At 62.3% G+C, this 25,442-nt stretch carries 28 protein-coding genes; 26 read left to right on the forward strand and 2 right to left on the reverse strand.

What is annotated here, in order from left to right:
• Positions 1 to 65: 65 nt before the first annotated feature.
• The 6 genes from queA to QMX89_RS08725 all read left to right on the forward strand — a co-directional run bounded on the left by queA (position 66) and on the right by QMX89_RS08725 (position 6,169).
• Positions 66 to 1,130 (forward strand): tRNA preQ1(34) S-adenosylmethionine ribosyltransferase-isomerase QueA, encoded by a 1,065-nt coding sequence (gene queA, locus QMX89_RS08700; RefSeq protein ID WP_282347831.1) that lies wholly within the window; start codon positions 66 to 68, stop codon positions 1,128 to 1,130.
• A gap of 14 nt (positions 1,131 to 1,144) precedes the next feature.
• Positions 1,145 to 2,260 carry a tRNA guanosine(34) transglycosylase Tgt gene (gene tgt / locus QMX89_RS08705; RefSeq protein ID WP_282347859.1) on the forward strand — a complete coding sequence of 372 codons (1,116 nt, stop codon included), beginning with the start codon at positions 1,145 to 1,147 and terminating at the stop codon, positions 2,258 to 2,260.
• A 52-nt stretch (positions 2,261 to 2,312) separates the two neighbouring features.
• Positions 2,313 to 2,648, forward strand: coding sequence for a preprotein translocase subunit YajC (gene yajC, locus QMX89_RS08710; RefSeq protein WP_043186500.1), 336 nt, complete (start codon positions 2,313 to 2,315; stop codon positions 2,646 to 2,648).
• 62 nt (positions 2,649 to 2,710) lie between these two features.
• Positions 2,711 to 4,579 carry a protein translocase subunit SecD gene (gene secD, locus QMX89_RS08715; RefSeq protein ID WP_282347832.1) on the forward strand — a complete coding sequence of 623 codons (1,869 nt, stop codon included), beginning with the start codon at positions 2,711 to 2,713 and terminating at the stop codon, positions 4,577 to 4,579.
• 9 nt (positions 4,580 to 4,588) lie between these two features.
• A complete protein-coding gene (gene secF / locus QMX89_RS08720) occupies positions 4,589 to 5,500 on the forward strand; it encodes a protein translocase subunit SecF (RefSeq protein ID WP_043186504.1) in 912 nt (303 codons plus the stop codon).
• Between the two features lie 120 nt (positions 5,501 to 5,620).
• Positions 5,621 to 6,169 (forward strand): glycine zipper 2TM domain-containing protein, encoded by a 549-nt coding sequence (locus QMX89_RS08725; protein WP_049861881.1) that lies wholly within the window; start codon positions 5,621 to 5,623, stop codon positions 6,167 to 6,169.
• On the opposite strand, the gene QMX89_RS08730 is transcribed toward QMX89_RS08725, so the two are convergent.
• A complete protein-coding gene (locus QMX89_RS08730) occupies positions 6,154 to 7,113 on the reverse strand; it encodes a LysR family transcriptional regulator (protein WP_282347860.1) in 960 nt (319 codons plus the stop codon). The two genes, QMX89_RS08725 and QMX89_RS08730, sit on opposite strands and share 16 nt — an antisense overlap.
• Before the next feature lie 498 nt (positions 7,114 to 7,611).
• On the opposite strand from QMX89_RS08730, the gene QMX89_RS08735 reads away from it, so the two are divergent.
• From QMX89_RS08735 to argE, 8 genes are all read left to right on the forward strand, one after another.
• On the forward strand, positions 7,612 to 9,132 hold the full coding sequence (locus tag QMX89_RS08735) for an amino acid ABC transporter permease/ATP-binding protein (protein WP_282347833.1): 1,521 nt from the start codon (positions 7,612 to 7,614) through the stop codon (positions 9,130 to 9,132).
• A 29-nt stretch (positions 9,133 to 9,161) separates the two neighbouring features.
• The gene (locus tag QMX89_RS08740; RefSeq protein ID WP_282347834.1) at positions 9,162 to 10,034 is read left to right on the forward strand and encodes a phytanoyl-CoA dioxygenase family protein; all 873 of its coding nucleotides are present in this window, start codon (positions 9,162 to 9,164) and stop codon (positions 10,032 to 10,034) included.
• Between the two features lie 25 nt (positions 10,035 to 10,059).
• Positions 10,060 to 10,893: a transporter substrate-binding domain-containing protein gene (locus tag QMX89_RS08745; RefSeq protein WP_282347835.1), complete on the forward strand. Its 834-nt coding sequence runs from the start codon at positions 10,060 to 10,062 to the stop codon at positions 10,891 to 10,893.
• A 71-nt stretch (positions 10,894 to 10,964) separates the two neighbouring features.
• Positions 10,965 to 11,696 (forward strand): class II aldolase and adducin N-terminal domain-containing protein, encoded by a 732-nt coding sequence (locus tag QMX89_RS08750; protein ID WP_282347836.1) that lies wholly within the window; start codon positions 10,965 to 10,967, stop codon positions 11,694 to 11,696.
• Between the two features lie 132 nt (positions 11,697 to 11,828).
• On the forward strand, positions 11,829 to 13,124 hold the full coding sequence (locus tag QMX89_RS08755; protein WP_282347837.1) for an NAD(P)/FAD-dependent oxidoreductase: 1,296 nt from the start codon (positions 11,829 to 11,831) through the stop codon (positions 13,122 to 13,124).
• Positions 13,125 to 13,173: 49 nt separating this feature from the next.
• Complete coding sequence (locus QMX89_RS08760) at positions 13,174 to 13,584, forward strand: RidA family protein (RefSeq protein WP_049861888.1); 411 nt, start codon at positions 13,174 to 13,176, stop codon at positions 13,582 to 13,584.
• A gap of 13 nt (positions 13,585 to 13,597) precedes the next feature.
• Entirely contained in the window at positions 13,598 to 14,275 is a 678-nt protein-coding gene (locus QMX89_RS08765; protein ID WP_282347838.1) for a DUF1028 domain-containing protein, read from the forward strand.
• Positions 14,272 to 15,426, forward strand: coding sequence for an acetylornithine deacetylase (gene argE, locus QMX89_RS08770; RefSeq protein WP_282347839.1), 1,155 nt, complete (start codon positions 14,272 to 14,274; stop codon positions 15,424 to 15,426). The genes QMX89_RS08765 and argE overlap by 4 nt, the downstream gene beginning before the upstream one ends.
• Before the next feature lie 69 nt (positions 15,427 to 15,495).
• Here argE and suhB read toward each other — a convergent pair whose 3' ends face one another.
• Complete coding sequence (gene suhB, locus QMX89_RS08775; RefSeq protein WP_049861891.1) at positions 15,496 to 16,311, reverse strand: inositol-phosphate phosphatase; 816 nt, start codon at positions 16,309 to 16,311, stop codon at positions 15,496 to 15,498.
• Between the two features lie 134 nt (positions 16,312 to 16,445).
• On the opposite strand from suhB, the gene trmJ reads away from it, so the two are divergent.
• From trmJ to rlmN, 12 genes are all read left to right on the forward strand, one after another.
• A complete protein-coding gene (trmJ, locus tag QMX89_RS08780; RefSeq protein WP_282347840.1) occupies positions 16,446 to 17,198 on the forward strand; it encodes a tRNA (cytosine(32)/uridine(32)-2'-O)-methyltransferase TrmJ in 753 nt (250 codons plus the stop codon).
• Positions 17,199 to 17,978: a serine O-acetyltransferase gene (gene cysE, locus QMX89_RS08785; protein ID WP_282347841.1), complete on the forward strand. Its 780-nt coding sequence runs from the start codon at positions 17,199 to 17,201 to the stop codon at positions 17,976 to 17,978.
• A 159-nt stretch (positions 17,979 to 18,137) separates the two neighbouring features.
• Positions 18,138 to 18,635: a Fe-S cluster assembly transcriptional regulator IscR gene (gene iscR, locus QMX89_RS08790; protein WP_056844988.1), complete on the forward strand. Its 498-nt coding sequence runs from the start codon at positions 18,138 to 18,140 to the stop codon at positions 18,633 to 18,635.
• A 34-nt stretch (positions 18,636 to 18,669) separates the two neighbouring features.
• Positions 18,670 to 19,884, forward strand: coding sequence for an IscS subfamily cysteine desulfurase (locus tag QMX89_RS08795; RefSeq protein WP_049861895.1), 1,215 nt, complete (start codon positions 18,670 to 18,672; stop codon positions 19,882 to 19,884).
• A 53-nt stretch (positions 19,885 to 19,937) separates the two neighbouring features.
• Entirely contained in the window at positions 19,938 to 20,324 is a 387-nt protein-coding gene (gene iscU, locus QMX89_RS08800; RefSeq protein ID WP_043186545.1) for a Fe-S cluster assembly scaffold IscU, read from the forward strand.
• Positions 20,325 to 20,414: 90 nt separating this feature from the next.
• Positions 20,415 to 20,738: an iron-sulfur cluster assembly protein IscA gene (gene iscA, locus QMX89_RS08805; RefSeq protein WP_049861896.1), complete on the forward strand. Its 324-nt coding sequence runs from the start codon at positions 20,415 to 20,417 to the stop codon at positions 20,736 to 20,738.
• Between the two features lie 9 nt (positions 20,739 to 20,747).
• A complete protein-coding gene (gene hscB, locus QMX89_RS08810; RefSeq protein WP_056844989.1) occupies positions 20,748 to 21,269 on the forward strand; it encodes a co-chaperone HscB in 522 nt (173 codons plus the stop codon).
• A 46-nt stretch (positions 21,270 to 21,315) separates the two neighbouring features.
• The gene (hscA, locus tag QMX89_RS08815) at positions 21,316 to 23,178 is read left to right on the forward strand and encodes a Fe-S protein assembly chaperone HscA (protein ID WP_282347843.1); all 1,863 of its coding nucleotides are present in this window, start codon (positions 21,316 to 21,318) and stop codon (positions 23,176 to 23,178) included.
• A 3-nt stretch (positions 23,179 to 23,181) separates the two neighbouring features.
• Positions 23,182 to 23,523, forward strand: coding sequence for an ISC system 2Fe-2S type ferredoxin (gene fdx, locus QMX89_RS08820; protein WP_043186555.1), 342 nt, complete (start codon positions 23,182 to 23,184; stop codon positions 23,521 to 23,523).
• A gap of 13 nt (positions 23,524 to 23,536) precedes the next feature.
• A complete protein-coding gene (gene iscX, locus QMX89_RS08825) occupies positions 23,537 to 23,737 on the forward strand; it encodes a Fe-S cluster assembly protein IscX (protein ID WP_049861900.1) in 201 nt (66 codons plus the stop codon).
• Positions 23,738 to 23,825: 88 nt separating this feature from the next.
• A complete protein-coding gene (gene ndk, locus QMX89_RS08830; RefSeq protein ID WP_043186559.1) occupies positions 23,826 to 24,251 on the forward strand; it encodes a nucleoside-diphosphate kinase in 426 nt (141 codons plus the stop codon).
• Between the two features lie 28 nt (positions 24,252 to 24,279).
• Complete coding sequence (rlmN, locus tag QMX89_RS08835) at positions 24,280 to 25,428, forward strand: 23S rRNA (adenine(2503)-C(2))-methyltransferase RlmN (RefSeq protein WP_056844991.1); 1,149 nt, start codon at positions 24,280 to 24,282, stop codon at positions 25,426 to 25,428.
• The last annotated feature ends 14 nt before the right edge of the window (positions 25,429 to 25,442 follow it).

Below are 25,442 nucleotides of genomic sequence, written 5' to 3' on the forward strand. Positions count from 1 at the left end.
AGCTTTCATGGTCAATTTTGAAGATTTTTGCTAGAATTTTCAGCCCTATACAGCCGAACCCTATCATGCGCGTCGCCGATTTCTCTTTCGAGCTTCCTGATTCCCTGATCGCTCGCCACCCGCTGGCCGAGCGCCATGGCAGCCGCCTGTTGGTCCTCGATGGGTCGTCCGGTGCGCTGGATCATCGTCAATTCACCGATCTGCCGGGCTTTCTGCGGCCGGGCGACCTGATGGTGTTCAACAACACCCGGGTGATTCCGGCGCGGGTGTTTGGCCAGAAGGCGTCGGGGGGCAAGCTGGAAATTCTGGTGGAGCGCGTGCTGGACAGCCATCGCGTGCTGGCCCATGTGCGTTCCAGCAAGTCGCCCAAGCCCGGCTCGATGATCCTAATCGACGGCGGCGGCGAGGCCGAGATGGTCGCGCGGCACGATGCGCTGTTCGAGTTGCGCTTCAGCGAAGAGGTGCTGCCGCTGCTCGACAAGGTTGGCCACATGCCGTTGCCGCCCTACATCGACCGGCCCGACGACACCGCCGACCGCGAGCGCTACCAGACCGTGTACGCCGAGAAGGCCGGTGCAGTGGCGGCGCCGACGGCGGGTCTGCACTTCGACAAGGCGCTGCTGGCGCAGATCGAAGCGATGGGCGTAGAAACTGCCTTCGTGACGTTGCATGTGGGCGCAGGTACCTTCCAGCCGGTGCGGGTCGAGAAGCTCGAAGATCACCACATGCATAAAGAGTGGCTGGAGGTCAGCCAGGACGTGGTCGATGCGGTGCAGGCGTGCAAGGCCCGCGGTGGCCGCGTGGTAGCGGTAGGTACCACCAGCGTGCGTTCGCTGGAAAGCGCCGCCCGCGATGGCGTATTGAAACCGTTCAGCGGCGACACCGACATCTTCATCTTTCCAGGGCGGCCGTTTCATGTGGTCGATGCCCTGGTGACCAACTTTCATTTGCCCGAGTCCACGCTGTTGATGCTGGTCTCGGCGTTCGCGGGTTATCCCGAAGCCATGGCGGCCTATGCGGCGGCGGTGGCCAACGAGTACCGCTTCTTCAGTTACGGTGATGCCATGTTCATCACCCGCAATCCGGCGCCTCGCGGTCCCAGCGAAGCCGCGCCAGGGGATCAAGCATGAGTCGCACCTGTCGTATGTCGTTCGAGTTGCTGGCCACCGATGGCAAGGCCCGTCGTGGTCGCCTGACCTTTCCCCGTGGCGTGGTCGAAACCCCTGCGTTCATGCCGGTGGGCACCTATGGCACGGTCAAGGGCATGTTGCCGCGCGACATCGAGGCGATCGGCGCACAGATGATCCTGGGCAACACCTTTCACCTGTGGCTGCGTCCGGGCACCGAGGTGATCAAGGCGCACGGCGACCTGCACGATTTCATGCAGTGGAAAGGGCCGATTCTGACCGACTCTGGTGGCTTCCAGGTATTCAGCCTCGGCGCCATGCGCAAGATCAAGGAGGAGGGCGTGTACTTCGCCTCCCCGGTGGACGGCTCCAAGGTCTTCATGGGTCCCGAGGAATCGATGCAGGTGCAGCGTGACCTGGGCTCGGACGTGGTGATGATCTTCGACGAATGCACGCCCTATCCCGCCGACGAACAGACCGCGCGCACGTCCATGGAGCTGTCGCTGCGCTGGGCGCAACGTTCCAAGGATGCCCACGCCGATAGCACAGCGGCGCTGTTCGGCATCGTTCAGGGCGGCATGCACGAGAACCTGCGCATGCGCTCGCTCGAAGGCCTGGACAAGATCGGCTTCGATGGCCTGGCCATCGGCGGCCTGTCGGTGGGCGAGCCCAAGCACGAAATGATCAAGGTGCTCGACTACCTGCCGGGCCTGATGCCTGCTGACAAACCTCGTTACCTTATGGGGGTAGGCAAACCTGAAGACTTGGTCGAGGGTGTGCGCCGCGGCGTCGACATGTTCGACTGCGTGATGCCGACGCGCAATGCGCGCAACGGGCATCTGTTCATCGATACCGGCGTGCTGAAGATCCGCAACGCGTTCCATCGCCACGATGATTCGCCGCTGGACCCTACCTGTGATTGCTACACCTGCCGCAACTTCTCGCGCGCTTATCTGCACCACCTGGACAAGTGCGGGGAAATGCTGGGTAGCATGTTGAATACCATCCACAATTTGCGTCATTACCAGCGGCTGATGGCTGGTTTGCGCGAGGCTATTCAACAGGGTACATTGGCCGCCTTTGTCGATGCCTTCTATGCCAAGCGCGGGCTGCCTGTGCCGCCCTTGGACTGACCGTTTTATAAAGACTTTCAAGTCAATAACTTCTAAGTAACTGGAGCGTTGAATGAGCTTTTTGATCCCCGCCGCTTTCGCGGACGCCGCTGCACCGGCTGCTGGCCCTGCCGGCACTGGCTTCGAGTGGATTTTCCTGGTCGGTTTCCTGGTCATCTTCTACATGATGATCTGGCGCCCGCAGGCCAAGCGTGCCAAGGAACAGAAAAACCTGCTGGGCAACCTGCAGAAAGGTGACGAAGTCGTTACCAACGGCGGCATTGCCGGCAAGATCAACAAGGTCACCGACGACTTCGTGGTCATCGAAGTGTCCGACACCGTCGAGCTGAAAATCCAGAAGGGCGCCATCGCCGCGACCCTGCCCAAAGGCACGCTCAAAGCGATCTAAGCTGCAGACTTTTACCCATGTCGGGGCGCGCAAGGCGCCCCGCGTCTTGAACGGGCGGCGTGATGCTGAACAAATACCCTCTGTGGAAATATGTACTGATCCTGGCGGTGCTGGCGATCGGTTTTATCTATTCCGCACCTAATCTCTATCCTGATGACGCGGCCATCCAGGTCAGCGGCGCGAGCACTGCGCTGCAGGTCAATCAGGCCGATCTGGATCGCGTCGGCACGGCGCTCAACGCCGCCGGCATCCAGGTCAAATCCGCAAGCCTGGCCGAAAACGGCAAGGGCGGTCTGCTGCGCCTGACCAAGGGCGAAGACCAGCTGCCGGCCAAGGATGTCGTGCGCAAGGCGCTGGGCGACGACTACGTGGTGGCCCTGAACCTGGCCCCGACCACGCCGCCGTGGTTGCGCAGCCTGGGTGCCAGCCCGATGAAGCTGGGCCTCGACCTGTCCGGTGGTGTGCACTTCCTGCTCGAAGTGGACATGGACAAGGCGCTCGACGCCCGCATGAAAGTCTACGAGGGCGAAGTCAAGACGCTGCTGCGCAAGGAACGTGTGCGCTATCGCAGCCTGCCGCAGCAGGATGGTGCCATCCAGCTGGGCTTCAACGATACCGCGACCCGTGACCAGGCCCAGGCCCTGATCCGCAAGAATTTCACCGATTTCGACCTGACCGCCAGCGAGCGCAACGAGTTGTCGGTGCTGCGCCTGTCCATGACTCAGGCCAAGGTTGCGGAAATTCGCGAATACTCGATCAAGCAGAACCTGACCACGGTGCGTAACCGGGTCAACGAACTGGGTGTGGCCGAGCCGCTGGTACAGCGTCAGGGTGCCAACCGCATCGTGGTCGAGCTGCCGGGCGTGCAGGACACCGCCGAAGCCAAGCGTATCCTGGGCAAGACCGCCAACCTGGAATTCCGCCTCGGCGCAGGCCCGGACGATTCCAAGGCCACCACCGAGACCTTCGAATTCCGCGAGGGCAACCGTGCCCCGGCGGCGGTCGAGCGTGGCCTGATCATCACCGGTGACCAGGTCACCGACGCCCAGGCCAGCTTCGACGAACATGGCCAGCCACAGGTAAACATCAAGCTCGATGGCCACGGCGGCGACCTGATGAGCCGCGCCACGCGCAGCAACGTCGGCCGCAGCATGGCGGTGATCTTCATCGAACAGCGCCCGACCACCCGCTACGTCAAGCAGACGGTCAATGGCGTGGAGAAGGACGTCGCGGTACAGACCTTCACCGAAGAGAAGAAGATCATCAGCCTGGCGACCATCCAGTCGCCGCTGGGCAGCCAGTTCCGCATCACCGGCCTCAACGGCCAGGGTGAATCCTCCGAGCTGGCCCTGCTGCTGCGCGCCGGTGGTCTGGCCGCACCGATGTACTTCGCCGAAGAACGTACCATCGGTCCGAGTCTGGGTGCCGACAACATCACCAAGGGTATCGATGCGTCGCTGTGGGGCATGCTGTTCGTCTCGCTGTTCATCATCGCCATCTACCGCTTCTTCGGTGTGATCGCCACCGTGGCACTGGCCTTGAACATGGTCATGCTGCTGGCGCTGATGTCGTTGCTGGGCGCGACCCTGACGTTGCCGGGTATCGCCGGTATCGTATTGACGATGGGTATGGCGGTGGACGCCAACGTGCTGATCTTCTCGCGCATACGTGAAGAGATCGCCAATGGCATGAGCATCCAGCGCGCCATTCACGAAGGTTTCGACCGCGCCTACACCGCGATCATCGACGCCAACCTGACGACGCTGCTGGTCGGCGGGATTCTCTTCGCCATGGGCACCGGCCCGGTGAAGGGCTTCGCCGTTACCATGTCCCTCGGGATCTTTACCTCGATGTTCACGGCCATCATGGTGACCCGCGCTATGGTCAACCTGATCTACGGCGGTCGGGACTTCAAGAAGTTGTGGATTTAAGGGGCTGCCATGTTACGTACCATCAACTTCATGGGCGTGCGCAATATTGCGTTCGCCATCACCGTGCTCCTTACCGTGCTGGCGCTGTTCAGCATGTTCCACAAGGGCATGAACTACGGGCTGGACTTCACCGGCGGTACGCTCATCGAGCTGACCTACGAGAAGCCAGCCGACCTGGGCCTGGTCCGTGACGAGCTGGTGAAAGCCGGCTATCACGACGCCGTGGTGCAGAACTTCGGTGCGACCACCGACCTGCTGGTGCGCATGCCGGGTGAAGACCCGCAATTGGGCAACCAGGTTGCAGCGGCGCTGCAGACGGTCGGTGGCGACAACCCGGCCACGGTCAAGCGCGTCGAGTTCGTCGGCCCGCAGGTGGGCGAAGAACTGCGCGACCAGGGCGGCCTCGGCATGCTGCTGGCGCTTGGCGGCGTACTCGTCTACCTGGCGTTCCGCTTCCAGTGGAAATTCGCGGTCGGCGCCATCCTGTCGCTGATTCACGACGTGATCGTCACCGTGGGCCTGTTGTCGTTCTTCCAGATCACTTTCGACCTGACGGTGCTGGCGGCGGTACTGGCCATCATCGGCTACTCGCTCAACGACACCATCGTGGTATTCGACCGGGTTCGCGAGAACTTCCGGGTGATGCGCAAGGCGTCCCTGATCGAGAACATCAACGTTTCCACGACCCAGACGCTGCTGCGTACCGTGGCGACCTCGGTGTCGACCTTGCTGGCCATCGCCGCCCTGATGTTCTTCGGTGGCGACAACCTCTGGGGCTTCTCGCTGGCACTGTTCATCGGCGTCATGGCCGGTACCTACTCGTCGATCTACATCGCCAACGTGGTACTGATCTGGCTGAACCTGAGCAGCGAGGATCTGATTCCTCCCGTGGCCAAGGACCAGGTCGACGACCGTCCATAAGACGTTCCACGTCAACTGCGGCAAGGCCTGAAAGGCGCGAGTATTGAACTCGCGCCTTTTTTCATGCTCCAAGGCTGGGAAACGTGGCCTGGCGCCATGACCGTAGTCAGGAGGTTCAAAGTGAATAAGTCGTTGCTGATTGGTGCAGTGCTGGGTGCTGTCGGTGTTACCGCCGGAGGCGCCGTTGCAACCTACAGCCTCGTGAACAAAGGCCCCGAGTACGCCGACGTATTGGCCGCAGAGCCGATCAAACAGCAGATCAAGACGCCGCGCGAAGTGTGCAAGGACGTCACCGTGACTCGGCAGAAGCCGGTGCAGGATCAGCATCAGATCGTGGGCAGTGTATTGGGCGCAGTGGCGGGCGGCTTGCTCGGCAATCAGGTGGGTGGTGGCAACGGCAAGAAGATCGCCACCGTGGCCGGTGCAGTCGGCGGTGGCTACGCCGGCAACAAGGTCCAGGAGGGCATGCAGGGTCGTGACACCTACACCACGACTCAGACCCGCTGCAACACCGTCAACGACATCAGCGACAAGGTCGTGGGCTACAACGTGAAGTACCAGCTCGACGGCAAGGTCGGCCAAGTGCGCATGGACCGCGACCCCGGCTCGCAGATCCCGGTGAACAAGCAGGGTCAATTGATCCTTGGTGAGAATCAGGCCGGGCAATAAGCTCCAGGTTCCTTCTCGCTCACACGCGCCGCCGGTCCCGGCGGCGTCAGCTCCACACTCCGGCAATACTCCATGAACAGCCGAGTCGCTCGACTCGGCTGGTTGTTGCGCAGGTGCGCCATCACCAGCGTTGAGGCCGGCATGTCGTCTTCGATCTCCAGATGCGCCAGCAGCTTGCCGTCATAGGTCATATGGCTGCACGGCCGCGTGACCAACACCGAAAATCCCAATCCTTGCCCTACCATGCAGCGCACCATCTCGATGGAGGGCGAGCTGTAGGCGACGACCGGGGCATAGCCCTTCTCGGTGAAGATATCCATGAAGTAACTGCGGCTGGGAACGGCATCGAGCAGGATCATCGGCTCCTCGCTCAGGGCCTGCAAAGTGACCGAGGTTCTTCGCGCCAGAGGGTGATCGAGCGGCAGCAGGGCATAGGGCTTGTGGGGCGCGTTGAGGGCCTGTTTGTGGATGGTGTTGCCTAGTTCCAGGTCGTAGAGAAAGGCCAGGTCGAAACGACCACGGTGCAGGCCGTGCATCAGTTCATGCTGTTCGCCGTCATAGAGTTGAATGGCAACTTCCGGATACAGGCTTTTGAATCCGGCCACCAACTTGGGCATGTACAACGGCGCGGCCGATTCGAAACAGCCAATGGCAATGGTGCCCGAAACATTGCCATTCTCGGCGCGCGAATCCTGTTCCAATTCCTGGGACAGCCTTAATAACTCCTTGGCTTTTTCATAGATCCTGCCGCCTCCGGCCGTGAGTGAAACACCCTGGGCATGATGGCGGACGAACAAGGGTTGATTGAAGGCTTCTTCGAGATTCTTGATCGCGACGGAGATGGACGGCTGGGATATATGCAACTGCCTGGAGGCTTCGGCAATGCTGTCCTGTTCGACGGCCGCCACGAAGTATTTGAGTTGCCGAAGGGTGAAGTGCATCAAGTTCAGCTCCTCGGCAGCGCCGTGCAGCCCTGCGCCGCCTGAATAGGTTTTACCTATGCCTGCGAAGACCATGCCACTGCCTGGACTACCCTGAACTACCAGGACTTTCGGAACCCTGATCACACTTAACGCCCAGCAATAGCGGCGCTCTGCAAACGAGCTTCTGAAGTGCGGCATTCCGGCACACCCAATGAATCAAGGCGCAAAACCCATTTCGCACCAAAAAGTCTCGTCTGCCATAAGACCGGAAACAGGCTGCGCTAAAACCGTGCAGTTGTTCTTGAGCTTTGCATCTAACCAAGTAGACACAGGGAGTGCGAAGTTCGCCTCAGGAACTTCTGCTTAGGTTTTTCCTATGCAAGGGGCCCGAATTTACTAATTTCGGCGGAACCTGGCATCAATCATGATGGGTTCAAGACGGGCAGAACGGGCAACGTTCGAAGTTCATAGTCGACAGGAAGTCACCCATCACCCTTGACCTTGCCAAGCGAGCCGACGATGACGTTTGATTGGAAATACATGTTTGGTCTGCTCGGCGATACCGAGTTCTGGATGGCGGCCTGGACCGTGATTCAACTCAGTGTATTGACCTGGGTCGTCAGTATTGTGCTGGGCTTCGTACTGGCGCTGGCAAAGCAATCTTCTCGTCCATTGCTCAACTTGCCGGCGCGCGGTTACATCTGGCTGTTTCGCAGTCTGCCGCTGCTGGTCCTGCTGATATTCGTCTACAACCTGCCACAGGCGATGCCGTCTACGTCGGCTCTGCTGGCCAATCCGTTCTGGGCCGGACTGATCGCGCTGGTGTTGAGTGAAACCGCCTACGTTGCGGAGATCCATCGTGGCGGGCTGCTGTCCATCGCCAAGGGGCAAAGCGAGGCTGCGCGGGCATTGGGTCTGCGTTTTGCCGGCACCCAGTGGCGGATCGTCATCCCCCAGGCCTTGCGGGTGGCCCTGCCGTCGCTCACCAACGAATTCATATCCATCGTCAAGCTCAGCTCGCTGGTGTCGGTGATCTCGCTGACCGAGATCCTCATGGTGGGTCAGCGCCTGTATTCGCAGAACTTTCTGGTCATGGAAACCATGGCAGGGGTGGCGTTCTTCTACGTGCTGATCGTGACCGTGTTCGATTTCCTGCTCAAACGCCTGGAGCGTTATCTGGACGTGACCCAGACCAAGGCCGCGCGTCAGCCGGATGCCGAAGTGCTGCGCCTGGCCACCGAGCACCGGGCCGCGGTGACGCGACCCGATAGCGCCGCGACCGGTCCTGCCTTGCAGGCGACCAAGCTGCACAAGGCCTATAACGACGTCGAAGTGCTGGGCGCGGTAAGCCTGCAGATCGAGCCGGGTGAAGTGGTGTCGGTGATCGGTCCTTCGGGTTCGGGCAAGACCACACTGATTCGTTTGCTCAATGGCCTGGAGCAGATCGACAACGGCGACATCAAGATCAACGGCAAGCCTTTCATTCATCTGAACCGGCAGGGTGCGCAACCGCCGCGTTATGTGGAGCACGCCGAGCACCGCATGAACATCGGCATGGTGTTCCAGAGCTTCAATCTGTTCCCGCACATGACCGTGCTGAACAACCTGCTGATGGCGCCGCGTTATCACCGTCTGGCGCCCCTGGCCGAACTCAAGCAGCAGGCCTACGCCTTGCTGCACAAGGTCGGCATGCTCGACCACGCGTGGAAATACCCGCATCAGTTGTCCGGTGGCCAGCAGCAGCGCGTGGCGATCGCCCGGGCATTGATGATGCGCCCGCAGATCATGCTGTTCGACGAGCCCACCTCGGCGCTCGATCCGGAGAAGGTCAACGAGGTGCTGCAGGTCATCGAGGCCCTGGCCAGCGAGGGCATCACCATGGTCATCGTGACCCACGAAATGAATTTTGCCTTCAAGGTTTCCGATCGCATCGTCTTCATGGAGAAGGGGCGAGTGGTCTGCGACGACAGCCCGCAGGCGCTGCGTGGCGGTCACAACCCGCGAGTGGAAGCGTTCCTGAAAGATGTCTCGTTGGCCTGAAGCCAACCCTACCGGTGCGAGGAGAGAACATGATCGAGCAATGGCAGATAGACCAGTTTCACCAGGATGGCTTTCTGGTGGTCGAAGACGTGCTGGCGGCGCCTGAAGTGGCGGCGCTGCAGCATGACTTCGATCAATGGGTGCAGGACAGCCGCAGCCAGGCTCAGGCCTGGGGTGAAACCCTGGATGGTCGCGCACGTTTCGATGTGGAAAGCGATCACCGTGCCGACCATCCCTCCCTGCGCCGGGTAGCGTCGCCCACCGAGATCTCGCCGGCGTATCGCCAGACGGCGTTCGAATCGCGCATGGCCGAAATCGCCGGCCAGTTGATCGGCGGGAGCGGCACCCGTTTCCATCACAGCAAGATCAACTCCAAGCTGCCGCACACCGCGACCCAGGTGAAATGGCATCAGGATTTCCTCTTCACTCCGCACAGCAACGACGACCTGGTAACGGCGCTGTTGATGGTCAGCGAAGTGACTGCGCAGAACGGTCCGCTCAAGGTGATACCCGGTAGCCACAAAGGCCCGCTGTGGTCGCACTGGCACGACGAGCGTTTCACCGGCGCGGTGGCCGATGCCGTGGTCGATGAACACTGCCAGGCGCCGGTGGCCTGCTTCGGTCCACCCGGCTCGGTGTGCTTCATGCACACCCGCCTGCTGCATGCTTCGAGCCCCAACCACACCGAAGATCCGCGGACGCTGTTCATCAGCGTGTACGCCGCCGAGGACGCTCTGCCACTGGCCGACAACCCGCTGCCCAGTGCGCACGCCGGACGCTTGGTGGCCGGGTGCGAGAGCGGCTTGATCCGCAGCACCGAGAACCATGTGCGTCTGCCCCAGAAACCCAAGGGTGCATCGTTTTTCGTCCAGCAGGCCGGTACCGACCTGGCAACAGCCTGAATCCATTGACTGCGAGGAATACCCCATGAAGTTGCCAAGCCTGAAAGCCCGCCCCGTCGCCATGGCCGTGTTCGGCGCCATCCTGGCTGCCAGTTCGTTGAGCGCTTCGGCGTTCCAGCAGCCCGGCAAGATCGTCGCCGGGTCCGACATGACGTTTTTCCCCTACGAGTACATGGAGAAGAACAAGCCTGCCGGCTTCGATATCGAGTTCCTCGACGGTCTCGCCAAGGTCATGGGCATGACTGCGGAAAACATCGACACCCGCTTTCCCAACCTGATCAGCGGGCTTCAGGCCGGACGGTTCGATATCACCAACTCGTCGATGTACATCACCGCCGACCGCATGAAGGTGATCGACATGGTCCCCTACTTGAAAAGCGGTGAGTCGATCCTCGCGCTCAAGGGCAGCGCTTATCAGCCCAAGACGCCGGAAGAGTTCTGCGGGCACAAGATCGGCTCCATGGGCGCCACCTCCTGGTTGCAGCAGTTGCAGAAGCTGTCCGCTGAGTACTGCGTGAAGAACGGTCTGCAGCCGATCGCCATCAGTGAGTACGGCACCGACCCGCAAACCACCCAGGCCATGCTCGCCCACGCGGTGGAAGCGCAGATCACCGACGCGGCGGTCGCTCGCGGGGTGGTCGACAAGCTGGGCGATCGCGTGGTGATTTCCTCGCAGACCCTGATCTACCCGGTGCTCAACGGCTTCGGTGTGAAGAAGGGCAACGACGAGGTCCGCAACGCGCTGATCCAGGGCCTGGAGAAGTACAGCAAGACCCCCGAATACGCGGCGCTGCTGGACAAGTACAAGTTCCAGGCACCGACCGCCGATGACATCGCCGCCTTGATGCCCAAGCCCTGATATCGCGCCTCGACATCAGCCGACAGTACCCGTCGATCCTGGCGGGTACGTTTCCATGGAGTGCCCAGAGCATGGCCCTGAGTTTCGAAGAACAGACGCGCATCGACCTGGCCGCAACGTTCCGCATCATCGCCCAACTGGGCATGCACGAGGCGGTCGCCAACCATTTCAGCGCTGCCATCAGCGCCGACGGCAAACAGTTCCTGCTCAACCCCAAGTGGGTGCATTTCTCGCGGCTGCGGGCCAGTGATCTGTTGCTGCTCGATGCCGACGACACCGACGCCGCGCACCGCCCGGACGTGGACGCCACGGCATGGTCGATCCACGGCCAGGTTCACCAACGCCTGCCCGATGCCCGTGTGGTGCTGCACCTGCACCCGGTCTACACCACGGCCGTAGCTTGCCTTGCGCAACCCAGGATTCTGCCGGTCGACCAGAACACGGCGCGTTATTTCAACCGCATCGCGGTGGACGAACTCTACGGCGGCATGGCCGATACCAGCGCCGAGGGCGCTCGCCTGGCCAACCTGCTGCAGGACAAGCGCCGGCTGCTGATGGGCAACCACGGCGTCATCGTCACCGCCGCCACGGTGGGCGAAGCCTTCGACGACATCTGGACCCTGGAGCGGGCCTGCCAGATTCTGGTGACGGCCTGGTCGACCGGCCAGCCGCTCAAGCTGCTCGCCGATGACGTGGCGGAAAAGACCGCATGGGACTGGGAGAAGATCACCGATTTTTCCCAGCGCCATTTCGAAGAAATGAAGCACCTGATGATCCAGGCGGACCCTTCGCTGGTGGACTGAGCGCAAACGAGCGCCCGAATGATTGAAGCTTTGCACACAGCCTCGCGGGTGCCGCAGGACGCCGTGCGCCCGGCTTTCGAATTTTCATGAAGACAGCGACTGGCCACCGACGGCCTGTCGAAGGATGCCAAGATGAACCAACAGATCACCGAAATAGACACCCTGGTCGTAGGCGCCGGCCAGGCCGGCGTGGCCATGAGCGAGCACCTGAGCCGTCTGGGTATCCCTCACCTGGTGCTGGAGCGGCATCGCATCGCCGAAGCCTGGCGCTCGGGCCGCTGGGACTCGCTGGTGGCCAACGGTCCGGCCTGGCACGATCGGTTCCCGGGTCTGGAATTCGACATGGACCCCGATGGTTTTGCCGGCAAGGAGCAGGTGGCCGACTATTTCGAGGCCTATGCCCGCAAGTTCGACGCGCCGATCAAGACCGGGGTCGAGGTCAAGCGGGTCACGCGCAATGTAGGCCGCGCTGGCTTCACCGTGGAAACCAGCGACGGCACCTATTGCGTCAACCATCTGGTATCGGCCACCGGGCCGTTTCAGAAGCCGGTGATCCCGGCCATCGCGCCCACGGATTCGACCCTCCACCAGATTCACTCGGCGCACTATTTCAATCCTGAACAATTGCCCGCAGGCGCGGTGCTGGTGGTCGGTGCCGGTTCCTCCGGGGTGCAGATCGCCGAGGAGCTGCTGTGTGCCGGGCGTAAGGTCTACCTCTCGGTGGGTCCCCACGATCGGCCGCCGCGCGCCTACCGTGGGCGCGACTTCTGCTGGTGGCTGGGCGTGCTCGGGCTGTGGGACAGTGAAACGGTGCAGGCGGGTCGGGAGCACGTCACCATCGCCGTCAGCGGTGCCCGCGGCGGGCACACCGTGGACTTTCGGCGACTGGCTCAGGCGGGCATGGTGCTGGTGGGTCTGACCGAGCGCTTTGCCGACGGCAAGGTCAGCTTCGCCCAGGATCTGAACGACAATCTGGACCGAGGCGACGAGAACTACCTGGCGCTGCTCGATGCCGCCGACGCCTACGCAGAGCGCAACGGCCTGGACCTGCCCCTGGAGCCGACTGCCCGCGAGCGCGTGGCCGACGCGGCGTGCATCGCCGAGCCGTTGCAGGCGCTGGACCTGACCGAGGCGGGGGTGTCCACGATCATCTGGGCCACCGGCTATTCGCAGGACTACAGCTGGTTGCAGGTCGACGCCTTCCACGCTAACGGCAAGCCACGTCATCAGCGCGGCGTGAGCAGCGAGCAGGGCGTCTATTTCGTCGGTCTGCCTTGGCTGTCGCGGCGCGGGTCGGCCTTTATCTGGGGCGTCTGGCATGACGCCAAGCATGTCGCCGATCAGATCGCCACGCAGCGCAAGTACCGCGCCTATGACGAGTCCCGGACCGCTGCCCGGACACCCGCGCCGTTGCGCGTCAACGCTTGATCATCACTGTGTCGCGTCACTACGACGCGCACGCCAAGGAGCTTCGTTCATGGTCACCCATACACGCATCCGCATGTTCAACACCAAGGACACCTACCCCAATCAGAGCCTGGACAATGATTTGTGCCAGGCGGTGCGCGCCGGCAATACCGTGTACGTGCGCGGTCAGGTGGGCACCGATTTCGACGGCAACCTGGTCGGCCTGGGCGACCCTGCGGCGCAGGCCGAGCAGGCCATGAAAAACGTCAAGCAGTTGCTGGAGGAGGCGGGCAGTGACTTGTCGCACATCGTCAAGACCACCACCTACATCATCGATCCGCGTTATCGCGAGCCGGTCTATCACGTGGTTGGCCGCTGGCTCAAAGGTGTCTTTCCGATCTCCACGGGCCTGGTGGTCTCGGCCCTGGGCCAGCCGCAGTGGCTGATGGAAATCGACGTGATCGCCGTCATTCCGGACTGAGGAGTTCTCTGCCATGACCTTTTCCATCGCAGCGCGCTGCGCCGAAACCGGCCAGTTGGGCATCGCCATCAGTTCGTCGAGCATCGCCGTGGGTGCTCGCTGCCCGTGGCTTGTGGCCGGTGTGGGCGCGGTGTCGTCGCAGAACATCACGCTGCCAGCCCTCGGCCCGCAGACACTGGCGCAACTGGAACAACAGGTGTCGCCTGACCAGGCGTTGCAACAGGTGCTGGACCGCGACGGCTTCGGTGCGTATCGCCAGATCATCGCCATCGATGCGCAAGGCCGCAGCGCCCACGCCAGTGGCAGCCAGACCCTGGGCATTCATCACGCGCGCAGCGGTGAGCAGTGTGTCGCCGCCGGCAACATGCTGGCCACAACCGCCGTGGTCGACGCCGTGGTCGAGGCGTTCGAAAACGCCTCCGGGCATCTTGCCGAGCGTCTGCTGCACGCCATGCTCGCCGGCTTGGCCGCGGGCGGCGAAGCCGGGCCGGTGCACTCGGCGGCGCTGAAGGTCGTGGGCGAGCTACCGTGGCCCATTGTCGATCTGCGCGTTGACTGGGCCGAGCATGACCCCTTGGGCGAGTTGCAGGGATTGTGGCAGGCCTATCGACCGCAGATGCAAGACTACATCGACCGTGCCCTGAATCCGGCGGTAGCACCGGGCTATGGCGTGCCCGGAGACGAGCGATGAGCGCCAGCCGTGAGCTACTGGCGCACTTGGTGGCCTTCGACACCACCAGCCGCGAATCCAACCTTGCCCTGATCGAATTCGTTCGCGACTACCTGGCCGAGCACGGCGTGAGCAGCGAACTGATCTACAACGAGGACGGCAGCAAGGCCAATCTGTTCGCCAGCATCGGCCCGGCCGATGTGCCGGGTATCGTCCTGTCGGGTCATACCGACGTGGTGCCGGTGGACGGCCAGGCCTGGACGTATCCTGCGTTCCAGTTGAGCGAAGCGGACGGCAAGCTGTACGGCCGCGGCACGGCAGACATGAAAGGCTACATCGCCTGCGTACTGGCACAGGTGCCCGCGCTGGTGCAGGCGCCCCTGCGTCGACCGGTGCACATCGCCTTGTCCTACGATGAGGAGGTCGGTTGCCTGGGCGTGCGCTCGCTGCTCGAGGCCCTGCGGGGCAAGCCGGTGCAGCCGATGTTGTGCGTGATCGGCGAGCCGACCGAGCTGGCGCCGGTGCTCGGCCACAAGGGCAAGCTGGCGATGCGTTGCGAGGTGCAGGGCCTGGCCTGCCATTCGGCCCATGCGCCGAGCGGGGTCAATGCCATCGAATACGCCGCGCGGCTGATTGCCGAGCTGGGTCGGCTGGGCGACGCGCTGCAGGCACCCGCTGCCCGCAACGAGCGCTTCGATCCGCCGTTTTCCACGGTGCAGGTGGGTGTAATCGGTGGCGGTACCGCGCTCAACATCGTTCCGCAGCATTGCCGTTTCGATTTCGAGGTGCGCTCGCTGCCTGCCGAGGATCCGCGACAGTTGACCGAAGCCCTGCAACGCTACGCCGAGCACACGCTGCTGCCGGCCATGCAGGCGATCAGTGGTCAGAGTGCAATTCGGTTCAGCGAGCTGTCCAGCTACCCGGGCCTGGACGTCAGCCATGCCAGCGAGGCGGCCCGCTTGATCGCGCGGTTCAGCGGTTCGCAGGCGTTTTCCACGGTGGCCTTCGGTACCGAAGGCGGGCTGTTCGATCAGGCAGGCATCGCCACCGTGGTGTGCGGGCCCGGGAGCATGGCGCAGGGGCACAAGCCCGATGAGTTCGTCAGCGTTGCGCAGCTGGCCGGATGCGACGAGATGCTGGGACGAATACTGGCTTTCGCCTGCGAGGGTTGACTGGGCGGGGGCCGAATTGCGCCCATGAAAAAAGCACCCCGTGGGGTGCTTTTCTTGTCGTGCCAGGTCTCAGCGCTTGAGCGAGGCCGGCAGGTGCGGCTGGATGGCAGTCAGGACTGCCTTGAAGCACTTGGTGTTACCGGCAACGATGTGGCCGTTTTCCAGGAAGTTGTGACCTCCGGTGAAATCGCTCACCAGACCGCCCGCTTCCTGAATCAGCAGGACGCCTGCGGCCATGTCCCATTCCGACAGGCCCGACTCCCAGAACGCATCGAAGCGGCCAGCGGCAACGTAGGCCAGATCCAGGCTGGCGGCGCCGGCGCGGCGAATGCCGGCGGTCTGGCCGACCAGGCTGCGGAACATGCCCAGGTAGTTGTCCAGGTTGTCCATCTGGTTGTCGCGGAACGGGAAGCCGGTGCCCAGCAGGGCGCCGTCCAGGCTGGTGCGACCGCTGACGCGCAGGCGGCGGCCATTGAGCTGGGCGCCACGGCCACGGCTGGCGGTAAATTCTTCCTGGCGGACAGGATCGAGCACGACGGCGTGTTCCAGGCGACCACGGTACTTGCAAGCGATGCTGACGGCGAAGTGCGGTACGCCGCGCAGGAAGTTGGTGGTGCCGTCCAGTGGGTCGATGATCCAGAGGTAGTCTTCGCCTTCACCGCTGCCGGCATGGAAACCGGTCTCTTCGCCACGGATGCCGTGGGTCGGGTAGGCCTTGCGCAGGGCGTCGATGATTTTCTGTTCGGCAGCGCGATCGACTTCGGACACGTAGTCCTTGGCATCTTTCTCGTCGACCTTGATGGTATCCAGGCGCTCGATGGAGCGGAAGATCAATTCACTGGCGCTGCGGGCGGCGCGCAGCGCGATATTCAGCATGGGCTGCATGGACGTTTCACCTAAGGTCGTTAAAGAAAGCCGCGCATTCTAGCAGAAAAGTCGTGGACAAGAAGAGGGACATAGCCTTAGTTATAGGCCTTCTGTAATATTTGCCGCCCTTTCCCCGACACAGAGCCCTAGCCGTGCTGGATAACATCCGAGTCGTCCTCGTCAATACCAGCCATCCCGGCAACATCGGTGGCGCGGCGCGCGCCATGAAAAACATGGGGTTGTCACGGCTGGTCCTGGTTGAGCCCCGCGAGTTCCCGTCGCCCGAAGCCGACGCCCGCGCATCGGGCGCCAGCGACGTGCTGGAAAACGCCCAGGTGGTCGCCACCCTGGAAGAGGCGTTGGTGGGCTGCACCGTGGTGCTGGGCACCAGCGCCCGCGACCGCAGCCTGCCGTGGCCGCTGGTGGATCCCCGCGAGTGTGGCGAGAAGGTCATCGAGGAGGCCGGGCAGGGCAAGGAGATCGCGCTGGTGTTCGGTCGCGAGCACGCCGGCTTGACCAACGATGAGCTGCAGCGCTGTCATTTCCATGTGCACATCCCGTCCAATCCGGATTTCAGTTCGTTGAACCTGGCGGCGGCGGTGCAGGTGCTCGGGTATGAAGTGCGCATGGCCTGGCTGGCGGGCAAGCGTCCGGCACCGGCACTGGACAAGACCGAGGAGCTGGCCACCAGCGACGAAATGGAGCGCTTCTATGGCCATCTGCAGGACACCCTGGTCGACATCGCCTTTCTCGACCCGGAAAAGCCACGGCACCTGATGGCTCGCCTGCGCCGCCTGTTCGGGCGCAGCGCCGTGAACAAGTCGGAAATGAGTATTTTGCGCGGCATTCTCACCGAGACCCAAAAGGTCGCTCGGGGCGAGCCGCATAAGCGCAAGGATCAATAAATGTTCGAACGTCTGCGGGAAGATATCCAGAGTGTTTTTCATCGCGATCCGGCCGCGCGCAATGCGTTTGAGGTGTTGACCTGCTACCCGGGCATGCACGCCATCTGGCTGCATCGGGCCGCCCATGCCTTGTGGAAGCGCGACCTGAAGTGGCTGGCGCGGGTGGTGTCCAACTTCGGTCGCTGGATGACGGGCATCGAGATCCATCCCGGTGCGACGGTGGGGCGGCGCTTCTTCATCGACCACGGCATGGGCATCGTGATCGGCGAGACGGCCGAGATCGGTGACGACGTGACGATCTATCAGGGTGTGACCTTGGGCGGCACCAGCTGGAACAAGGGCAAGCGCCATCCGACCCTGGCCGATGGCGTGGTGGTGGGGGCGGGGGCCAAGGTGCTCGGGCCGTTCACGGTGGGTGCCGGGGCCAAGGTCGGCTCCAATGCGGTGGTGACCAAGGAAGTGCCGCCCGGCGCGACCGTGGTCGGGATACCCGGCAAGATCATCGTCAAAAGCGATGACGAGCTGGACGCGCGGCGCAAGGCCATGGCCGAGAAGATCGGTTTCGATGCCTATGGCGTCGGCGGCGAGGACATGCCGGACCCGGTAGCGCGGGCCATCGGCCAGCTGCTCGATCATCTGCATGCGGTGGACGGGCGTCTGGAAGGCATGTGTGGCGCGCTGAACCGCCTGGGCAGCGACTACTGCGCCAAGGACCTGCCGCCCTTGCGCGACGAAGACTTCGAATGCGTGCAAGGCGCGGAGCGCAAGGCGCAGTCCTGATCCGCGCCGTCACACAGGCCCCAATCGGCATCATTAGTCTGCTACCATTGCGCCGCCGTTTTTGCACCCAAGTCCTAGTAATTCAGTAGGACTTATAGTTGACAAATTTACTCGGAAATAGGATGATCGAACCTATTCCGAGAACCCGTGGTACTAGCCATGCGACTGACAACGAAAGGCCGATACGCCGTCACTGCCATGCTCGACCTGGCATTGCACGCGCAGCGTGGCCCGGTCTCATTGGCCGACATCTCCGAGCGTCAGGGCATATCCCTGTCCTACCTGGAGCAACTGTTCGCCAAGCTGCGCCGGGGCAACCTGGTGTCCAGCGTGCGTGGTCCCGGCGGTGGTTATCAGCTGTCCCGCGAAATGGAAGGCATCCAGGTTGCACAGGTCATCGACGCGGTCAACGAATCGGTCGATGCCACCAAGTGCCAGGGCCTGGGTGATTGCCACGCCGGTGACACCTGCCTGACCCACCACCTGTGGTGTGACCTCAGCCAGCAGATTCACGAATTTTTGAGCGGTATCAGTCTGTCCGACCTTGTCACTCGCCGTGAGGTGCAAGAAGTCGCTCAGCGCCAGGATCTGCGTCGTTGCAACAGCAACGGCCGCATGCAGCGCCTGGACAAGATCGAAACGTCTGCCGTCGAATGAGAAAGCCAGGTTAGCCGCCTGATAGGAGATACCAATGAAGTTGCCGATTTACCTCGATTACTCCGCGACCACGCCAGTGGATCCTCGCGTTGCACAGAAGATGATCGAATGCCTGCAGATGGACGGGAACTTCGGTAACCCGGCTTCCCGTTCGCACGTGTTCGGCTGGAAAGCTGAAGAAGCCGTCGAGAACGCCCGTCGCCAAGTGGCTGATCTGGTCGGTGCCGACCCGCGCGAGATCGTCTGGACCAGCGGTGCCACCGAGTCCGACAACCTCGCGATCAAAGGTGTGGCGCACTTCTACCAGACCAAGGGAAAGCACATCATCACCACCAAGATCGAGCACAAGGCGGTCCTGGATACCACCCGCCAGCTCGAGCGTGAAGGTTTCGACGTCACCTATCTGGAGCCCGGCACCGATGGTCTGGTCACTCCGGCCATGATCGAGGCGGCCATGCGTGACGACACCATCCTGGTCTCGGTCATCCATGTGAACAACGAAATCGGCGTGATCAACGACATCGCTGCCATCGGCGAGCTGACTCGTTCGCGCGGCGTGCTGTTCCACGTCGATGCCGCCCAGTCCACCGGCAAGGTCGAGATCGACCTGTCGGCACTGAAGGTCGACCTGATGTCGTTCTCGGCGCACAAGACCTACGGTCCCAAGGGTATCGGCGCGCTGTACGTCAGCCGCAAGCCGCGTGTTCGCCTCGAAGCGGCCATGCACGGCGGTGGTCACGAGCGCGGCATGCGTTCGGGCACCCTGGCCACGCATCAGATCGTCGGCATGGGCGAAGCCTTCCGCATCGCCAAGGAAACCATGGCCAGCGAAAACCTGCGCATCAAGGCGCTGAGCGATCGCTTCTACCAGCAGGTCGAGAACCTCGAAGAGCTGTACGTCAACGGCAGCCTGACGGCCCGTGTGCCGCACAACCTGAACCTGTCCTTCAACTATGTCGAAGGCGAGTCGCTGATCATGGCCCTCAAGGACCTGGCAGTGTCTTCCGGTTCGGCGTGCACCTCGGCCTCGCTCGAGCCCTCGTATGTACTGCGCGCCCTGGGCCGCAACGACGAGTTGGCCCACAGCTCCATCCGTTTCACCTTCGGTCGCTTCACCACCGAAGAAGAAGTCGATTACGCCGCGCAGAAAGTCTGCGAGGCCGTCACCAAGCTGCGCGCTCTGTCGCCGCTGTGGGACATGTACAAAGACGGTGTCGATATCTCGAAGATCGAGTGGGCGGCGCACTAAGTAGCTGCCGACAAGAGCGGCTTACCTGATGAGTTTCAGTAAGGATCAATACCATGGCTTACAGTGAAAAGGTCATCGACCACTACGAAAACCCACGTAACGTGGGCAAGATGGACGCCGAAGATGCCGACGTCGGCACCGGCATGGTCGGCGCTCCGGCGTGCGGCGATGTGATGCGTCTGCAGATCCGTGTCAACGAGCAGGGCATCATCGAAGATGCCAAGTTCAAGACCTACGGCTGCGGTTCCGCCATCGCTTCCAGCTCCCTCGCCACCGAGTGGATGAAGGGCAAGACCCTGGACGAAGCCGAAACCATCAAGAATACCCAGCTGGCCGAAGAACTGGCGTTGCCGCCGGTGAAGATTCACTGCTCGGTGCTCGCCGAGGACGCCATCAAGGCGGCTGTGCGCGACTACAAGCAGAAGAAAGGTCTGCTCTGAGTCAGAGCGAAGCTGGACACAGTCGAAGGTTCGATACAGCGCGGTGCGGGTGACCGTTCGCGCGAAACCGTTTGCAGGTAAGGAGTCACGATGGCTATCAGCATGACAGAAGCCGCCGCCAACCATGTTCGTCGTTCCCTCCAAGGGCGTGGCAAGGGTGACGGCATTCGCTTGGGCGTACGCACCACCGGTTGCTCGGGCTTGGCCTACGTGCTGGAGTTCGTCGATGAAGCCGGTAGCGAAGACAAGGTCTTCGAGAACCATGGCGTCAAGGTGATCATCGATCCCAAGAGCCTGGTCTACCTGGACGGCACCGAACTCGATTTCGTCAAGGAAGGGTTGAACGAAGGCTTCAAGTTCAACAACCCCAACGTGCGCGGCGAATGTGGCTGCGGCGAAAGCTTCAATATCTGAGGCACATCCGTGGGTACTCCTTGTCATTTCGCCCTGTTCGACCTCAAGCCCGGCTTTCGCCTGGACCTCGATCAACTGGCCACGCGCTATCGCGAGTTGGCCCGTGAGGTCCATCCCGATCGCTTTGCCGATGCCTCCGAGCGTGAGCAGCGTCAGGCCCTCGAAAAGTCTGCGGGCCTGAACGACGCCTACCAGACCTTGAAGGCGGCGCCCAAGCGTGCGCGCTATTTGCTGTCCATCAGTGGCCAGGAAGTACCGCAGGAAGTCACGGTCCACGATCCGGACTTTCTTCTGCAGCAGATGCAGTGGCGAGAAGAGCTCGAAGACCTGCAGGACAGCGCCGACCTGGCGGGCGTGGCAACGTTCAAGCGCCGGGTCAAGACCGCGCAGGCTGAACTCGAAGACAGCTTCGCTGCCTGTTGGGATGACGCTGCGCAACGCGAACAGGCCGAACGCCTGATGCGGCGCATGCAGTTCCTCGACAAGCTTTCCTATGAAGTGCGCCAGCTCGAAGAGCGCCTCGACGATTAACCCAGTGTCGCTACGGCCGCACGCCTGAATTCCTGACCTGATAAGCATGGCCCTACTGCAGATCGCCGAACCTGGCCAGAGTCCTCAACCACACCAGCGTCGTCTGGCCGTGGGGATCGACCTGGGCACTACCAATTCGCTGGTCGCTGCGCTGCGCAGCGGTCTCTCCGAACCCCTGGCGGACGCAGACGGGCAGGTCATCCTGCCGTCCGCCGTGCGCTATCATGCCGACCGCATCGAAGTGGGAGCGGCTGCCAAGGCCGCCGCTGCCAGCGATCCGCTCAACACCGTGCTCTCGGTCAAGCGTCTGATGGGCCGCGGCCTGACCGACGTCAAGCAACTGGGCGAGCAATTGCCCTACCGCTTCGTCGGTGGCGAGTCGCACATGCCGTTCATCGAAACTGCGCAAGGCCCGAAGAGTCCGGTGGAAGTGTCCGCCGACATCCTCAAGGCCTTGCGTCAGCGTGCCGAAGACACCCTGGGTGGCGAGCTGGTGGGGGCGGTGATCACCGTGCCTGCCTATTTCGACGATGCCCAGCGCCAGGCCACCAAGGACGCTGCGCGTCTGGCCGGTCTGAACGTCTTGCGCCTGCTCAACGAGCCCACCGCCGCGGCCGTGGCCTATGGCCTGGATCAACACGCCGAAGGGCTGGTGGCGATCTACGACCTGGGCGGCGGGACGTTCGACATTTCCATCCTGCGCCTCACCGGCGGTGTGTTCGAAGTGCTGGCCACCGGCGGCGACAGCGCGCTGGGCGGCGACGATTTCGACCATGCCATCGCCGGCTGGATCGTCGAGCAGGCCGGTGTATCCGCCAACCTCGATCCTGGTGCGCAACGCCAATTGCTCCAAGCGGCCTGCGCTGCCAAGGAAGCGTTGAGCCAGGCGCACAGCACCACCATCACCTACGGCAGTTGGACTGCGGAACTCACCCGTGATGCTTTCCAGGCCCTGATCGAACCCATGGTCGCGCGCAGCCTCAAGGCGTGCCGACGCGCCGTGCGTGACGCGAACATCGAGATCGACGAGATTCTCGCCGTGGTCATGGTCGGCGGTTCCACCCGCGTTCCGCGTGTGCGTGAAGCGGTGGGCGAGCTGTTCGGGCGCCAGCCCCTGACCGACATCGACCCGGATCAGGTCGTGGCTATCGGTGCCGCCATCCAGGCCGATACGCTGGCCGGCAACAAGCGTGACGGCGGCGAACTGCTACTGCTCGACGTCATTCCCTTGTCCCTGGGTCTGGAAACCATGGGCGGGCTGATGGAGAAGGTGATTCCGCGCAACACCACCATTCCCGTCGCCCGTGCCCAGGATTTCACCACTTATAAAGACGGCCAGTCGGCGCTGCTGGTGCATGTGCTGCAGGGTGAGCGCGAGCTGATCAGCGACTGCCGGTCCCTGGCCCGTTTCGAACTGCGCGGCATTCCTGCCATGGTGGCTGGTGCGGCGAAGATTCGCGTCACCTTCCAGGTCGACGCCGATGGACTGCTTAGTGTGTCCGCCCGCGAGCTGGGTTCGGGCGTCGAGGCGAGCATTCAGGTCAAGCCGTCCTACGGTCTGACCGACGGCGAGATCGCCCGGATGCTCACCGATTCCTTCCAGTACGCCGGTGACGACAAGGTCGCTCGCCAGTTGCGTGAACACCAGGTCGACGGTGAGCGTCTGATCGAGGCCGTACAGGCCGCGCTGGACGCCGACGGCGAGCGTCTGCTCGACGACGAGGAGCGCATGGTGATCGGCCTGCAGATGGACGAGTTGCGCGCGCTGGTCAAAGGCAGTGACGGTCCGGCCATCGAACAGCAGACCAAGCTGCTGTCGCAGGTGACCGATGCGTTCGCCGCGCGTCGCATGAACAATGCCGTGAAAGACGCCCTGTCAGGGCGCAACCTGAATGAAATTGAGGAATAACTGATGCCGAAGGTGACATTTCTGCCCCACGCCGAGCATTGCCCGGACGGTATGGTGGTCGAGGCTGAAACCGGCAGGTCGCTGCTCGACGTCGCCCACGATCATCACATCGAGATCGAGAGTGCCTGCGGCGGCGTCTGCGCCTGCACCACCTGCCACTGCGTGATCCGCGCCGGTTTCAACACGCTGGAAGAAGCCGACGAGCTGGAAGAAGACTTCCTCGACCGCGCCTGGGGGCTGGAGCCGACTTCGCGTCTGAGCTGCCAGGCCAAGGTCGGCACCGAGGACATCACCGTCGAGATTCCCAAGTACTCGCTCAATCACGCCGCCGAAGCGCCGCACTGACCGAGGGATTGTCATGAGCTATGGTTGGAATGATGTACAGCGGATCGCCGAGGAGCTGGAAGAGCAGCACCCGGATCTGGACCCGTATTCGATCGGCTTCACCCGCCTGCAGCAAATGATCAAGGCGCTTCCGGATTTCGACGACACCTCCGGTCGCGTCGGCGAGAAGGTGCTCGAAGCGGTGCAGACCCTCTGGGCCGCCGAAAAAGACTGATCGATTTGCAGGTTAGGCAATACCCCGGAACCCGCGTATAATTCGCGGGTTTAATTTTTCGCTTCAATCACCGTTTCTGGAGTTTCACATGGCTGTTCAACGTACTTTCTCCATCATCAAGCCCGACGCTGTCGCCAAGAACGTCATCGGCGAGATCACCACTCGTTTCGAAAAAGCCGGTCTGCGCGTCGTTGCCTCGAAACTCAAGCAACTGTCCAAGGCCGAGGCCGAAGGCTTCTACGCCGAGCACAGCGCTCGTGGCTTCTTCGGTGAACTGGTTGCCTTCATGACTTCCGGCCCGGTTGTCGTTCAGGTTCTGGAAGGCGAGAACGCCATCGCCCTGAACCGCGAGCTGATGGGTGCCACCAACCCTAAAGAAGCCGCTGCCGGTACCATCCGCGCCGACTTCGCCGAGTCGATCGACGCCAACGCCGTTCACGGTTCGGACTCCGAAGCCGCTGCTGCTCGCGAAATCGCATACTTCTTCGCTACTACCGAAGTAACCACTCGCTAAGCTACGGCTCACGAGTGAAGGTGAATCCATGACTGATATGACTGGCAAGACGAACCTGTTGGGGCTGACTCAACCGGAAATGGAACAGTTCTTCGACTCGATCGGGGAGAAGCGCTTTCGTGCCGGTCAGGTCATGAAGTGGATTCACCATTTTGGCGTGGACGATTTCGATGCCATGACCAACGTCGGCAAGGCCCTGCGCGAAAAGCTCAAGGCCTGTGCCGAGATCCGCGGCCCCGAAGTGGTCAGCGAGGACATCTCCACCGACGGCACCCGCAAATGGGTGGTGCGCGTGGCGTCCGGCAGCTGCGTCGAGACCGTCTACATCCCCCAGGGCAAGCGCGGTACCTTGTGTGTTTCGTCCCAGGCGGGCTGTGCCCTGGATTGCAGTTTCTGCTCCACCGGCAAACAAGGCTTCAACAGCAACCTCACCGCCGCCGAAGTCATCGGCCAGGTGTGGATTGCCAACAAATCCTTCGGCAGCGTCCCGGCGACCGTCGACCGTGCCATCACCAACGTGGTGATGATGGGCATGGGCGAGCCGCTGCTGAACTTCGACAACGTCATCTCGGCCATGCGCCTGATGATGGATGACCTGGGCTATGGCATCTCCAAACGCCGGGTCACCCTGTCGACCTCGGGTGTCGTGCCGATGATCGACGTGCTCGCCGATCACATCGACGTGTCCCTGGCCCTGTCGCTGCATGCGCCCAACGACGCACTGCGCAACCAGCTGGTACCGATCAACAAGAAGTACCCGCTCAAGATGCTGCTCGAGTCGTGCCAGCGCTACATGTCGCAACTGGGCGAAAAGCGTGTGCTGACCATCGAGTACACCCTGCTCAAGGACGTCAACGATCAGCTCGACCATGCCATCGAAATGGTCGAACTGCTCAAGAACGTGCCGTGCAAGATCAACCTGATTCCGTTCAACCCGTTCCCTCATTCCGGCTACGAGCGGCCGAGCAACAACGCCATCCGCCGTTTCCAGGATCACCTGCACCAGGCCGGCTTCAACGTGACCGTGCGCACCACCCGTGGCGAGGACATCGACGCCGCCTGTGGTCAGTTGGTGGGGCAGGTCATGGACCGCACGCGTCGCAGTGAACGCTACATCGCCGTACGCCAATTAGGCGCTGAGGCCGATATGCCGCAAACTGCCGCGAATCGGAACTGAACGAGAGGAACTCC

The sequence above is a fragment of the Pseudomonas sp. PS01301 genome (assembly GCF_029960215.1).
GTDB lineage: Bacteria > Pseudomonadota > Gammaproteobacteria > Pseudomonadales > Pseudomonadaceae > Aquipseudomonas > Aquipseudomonas coleopterorum.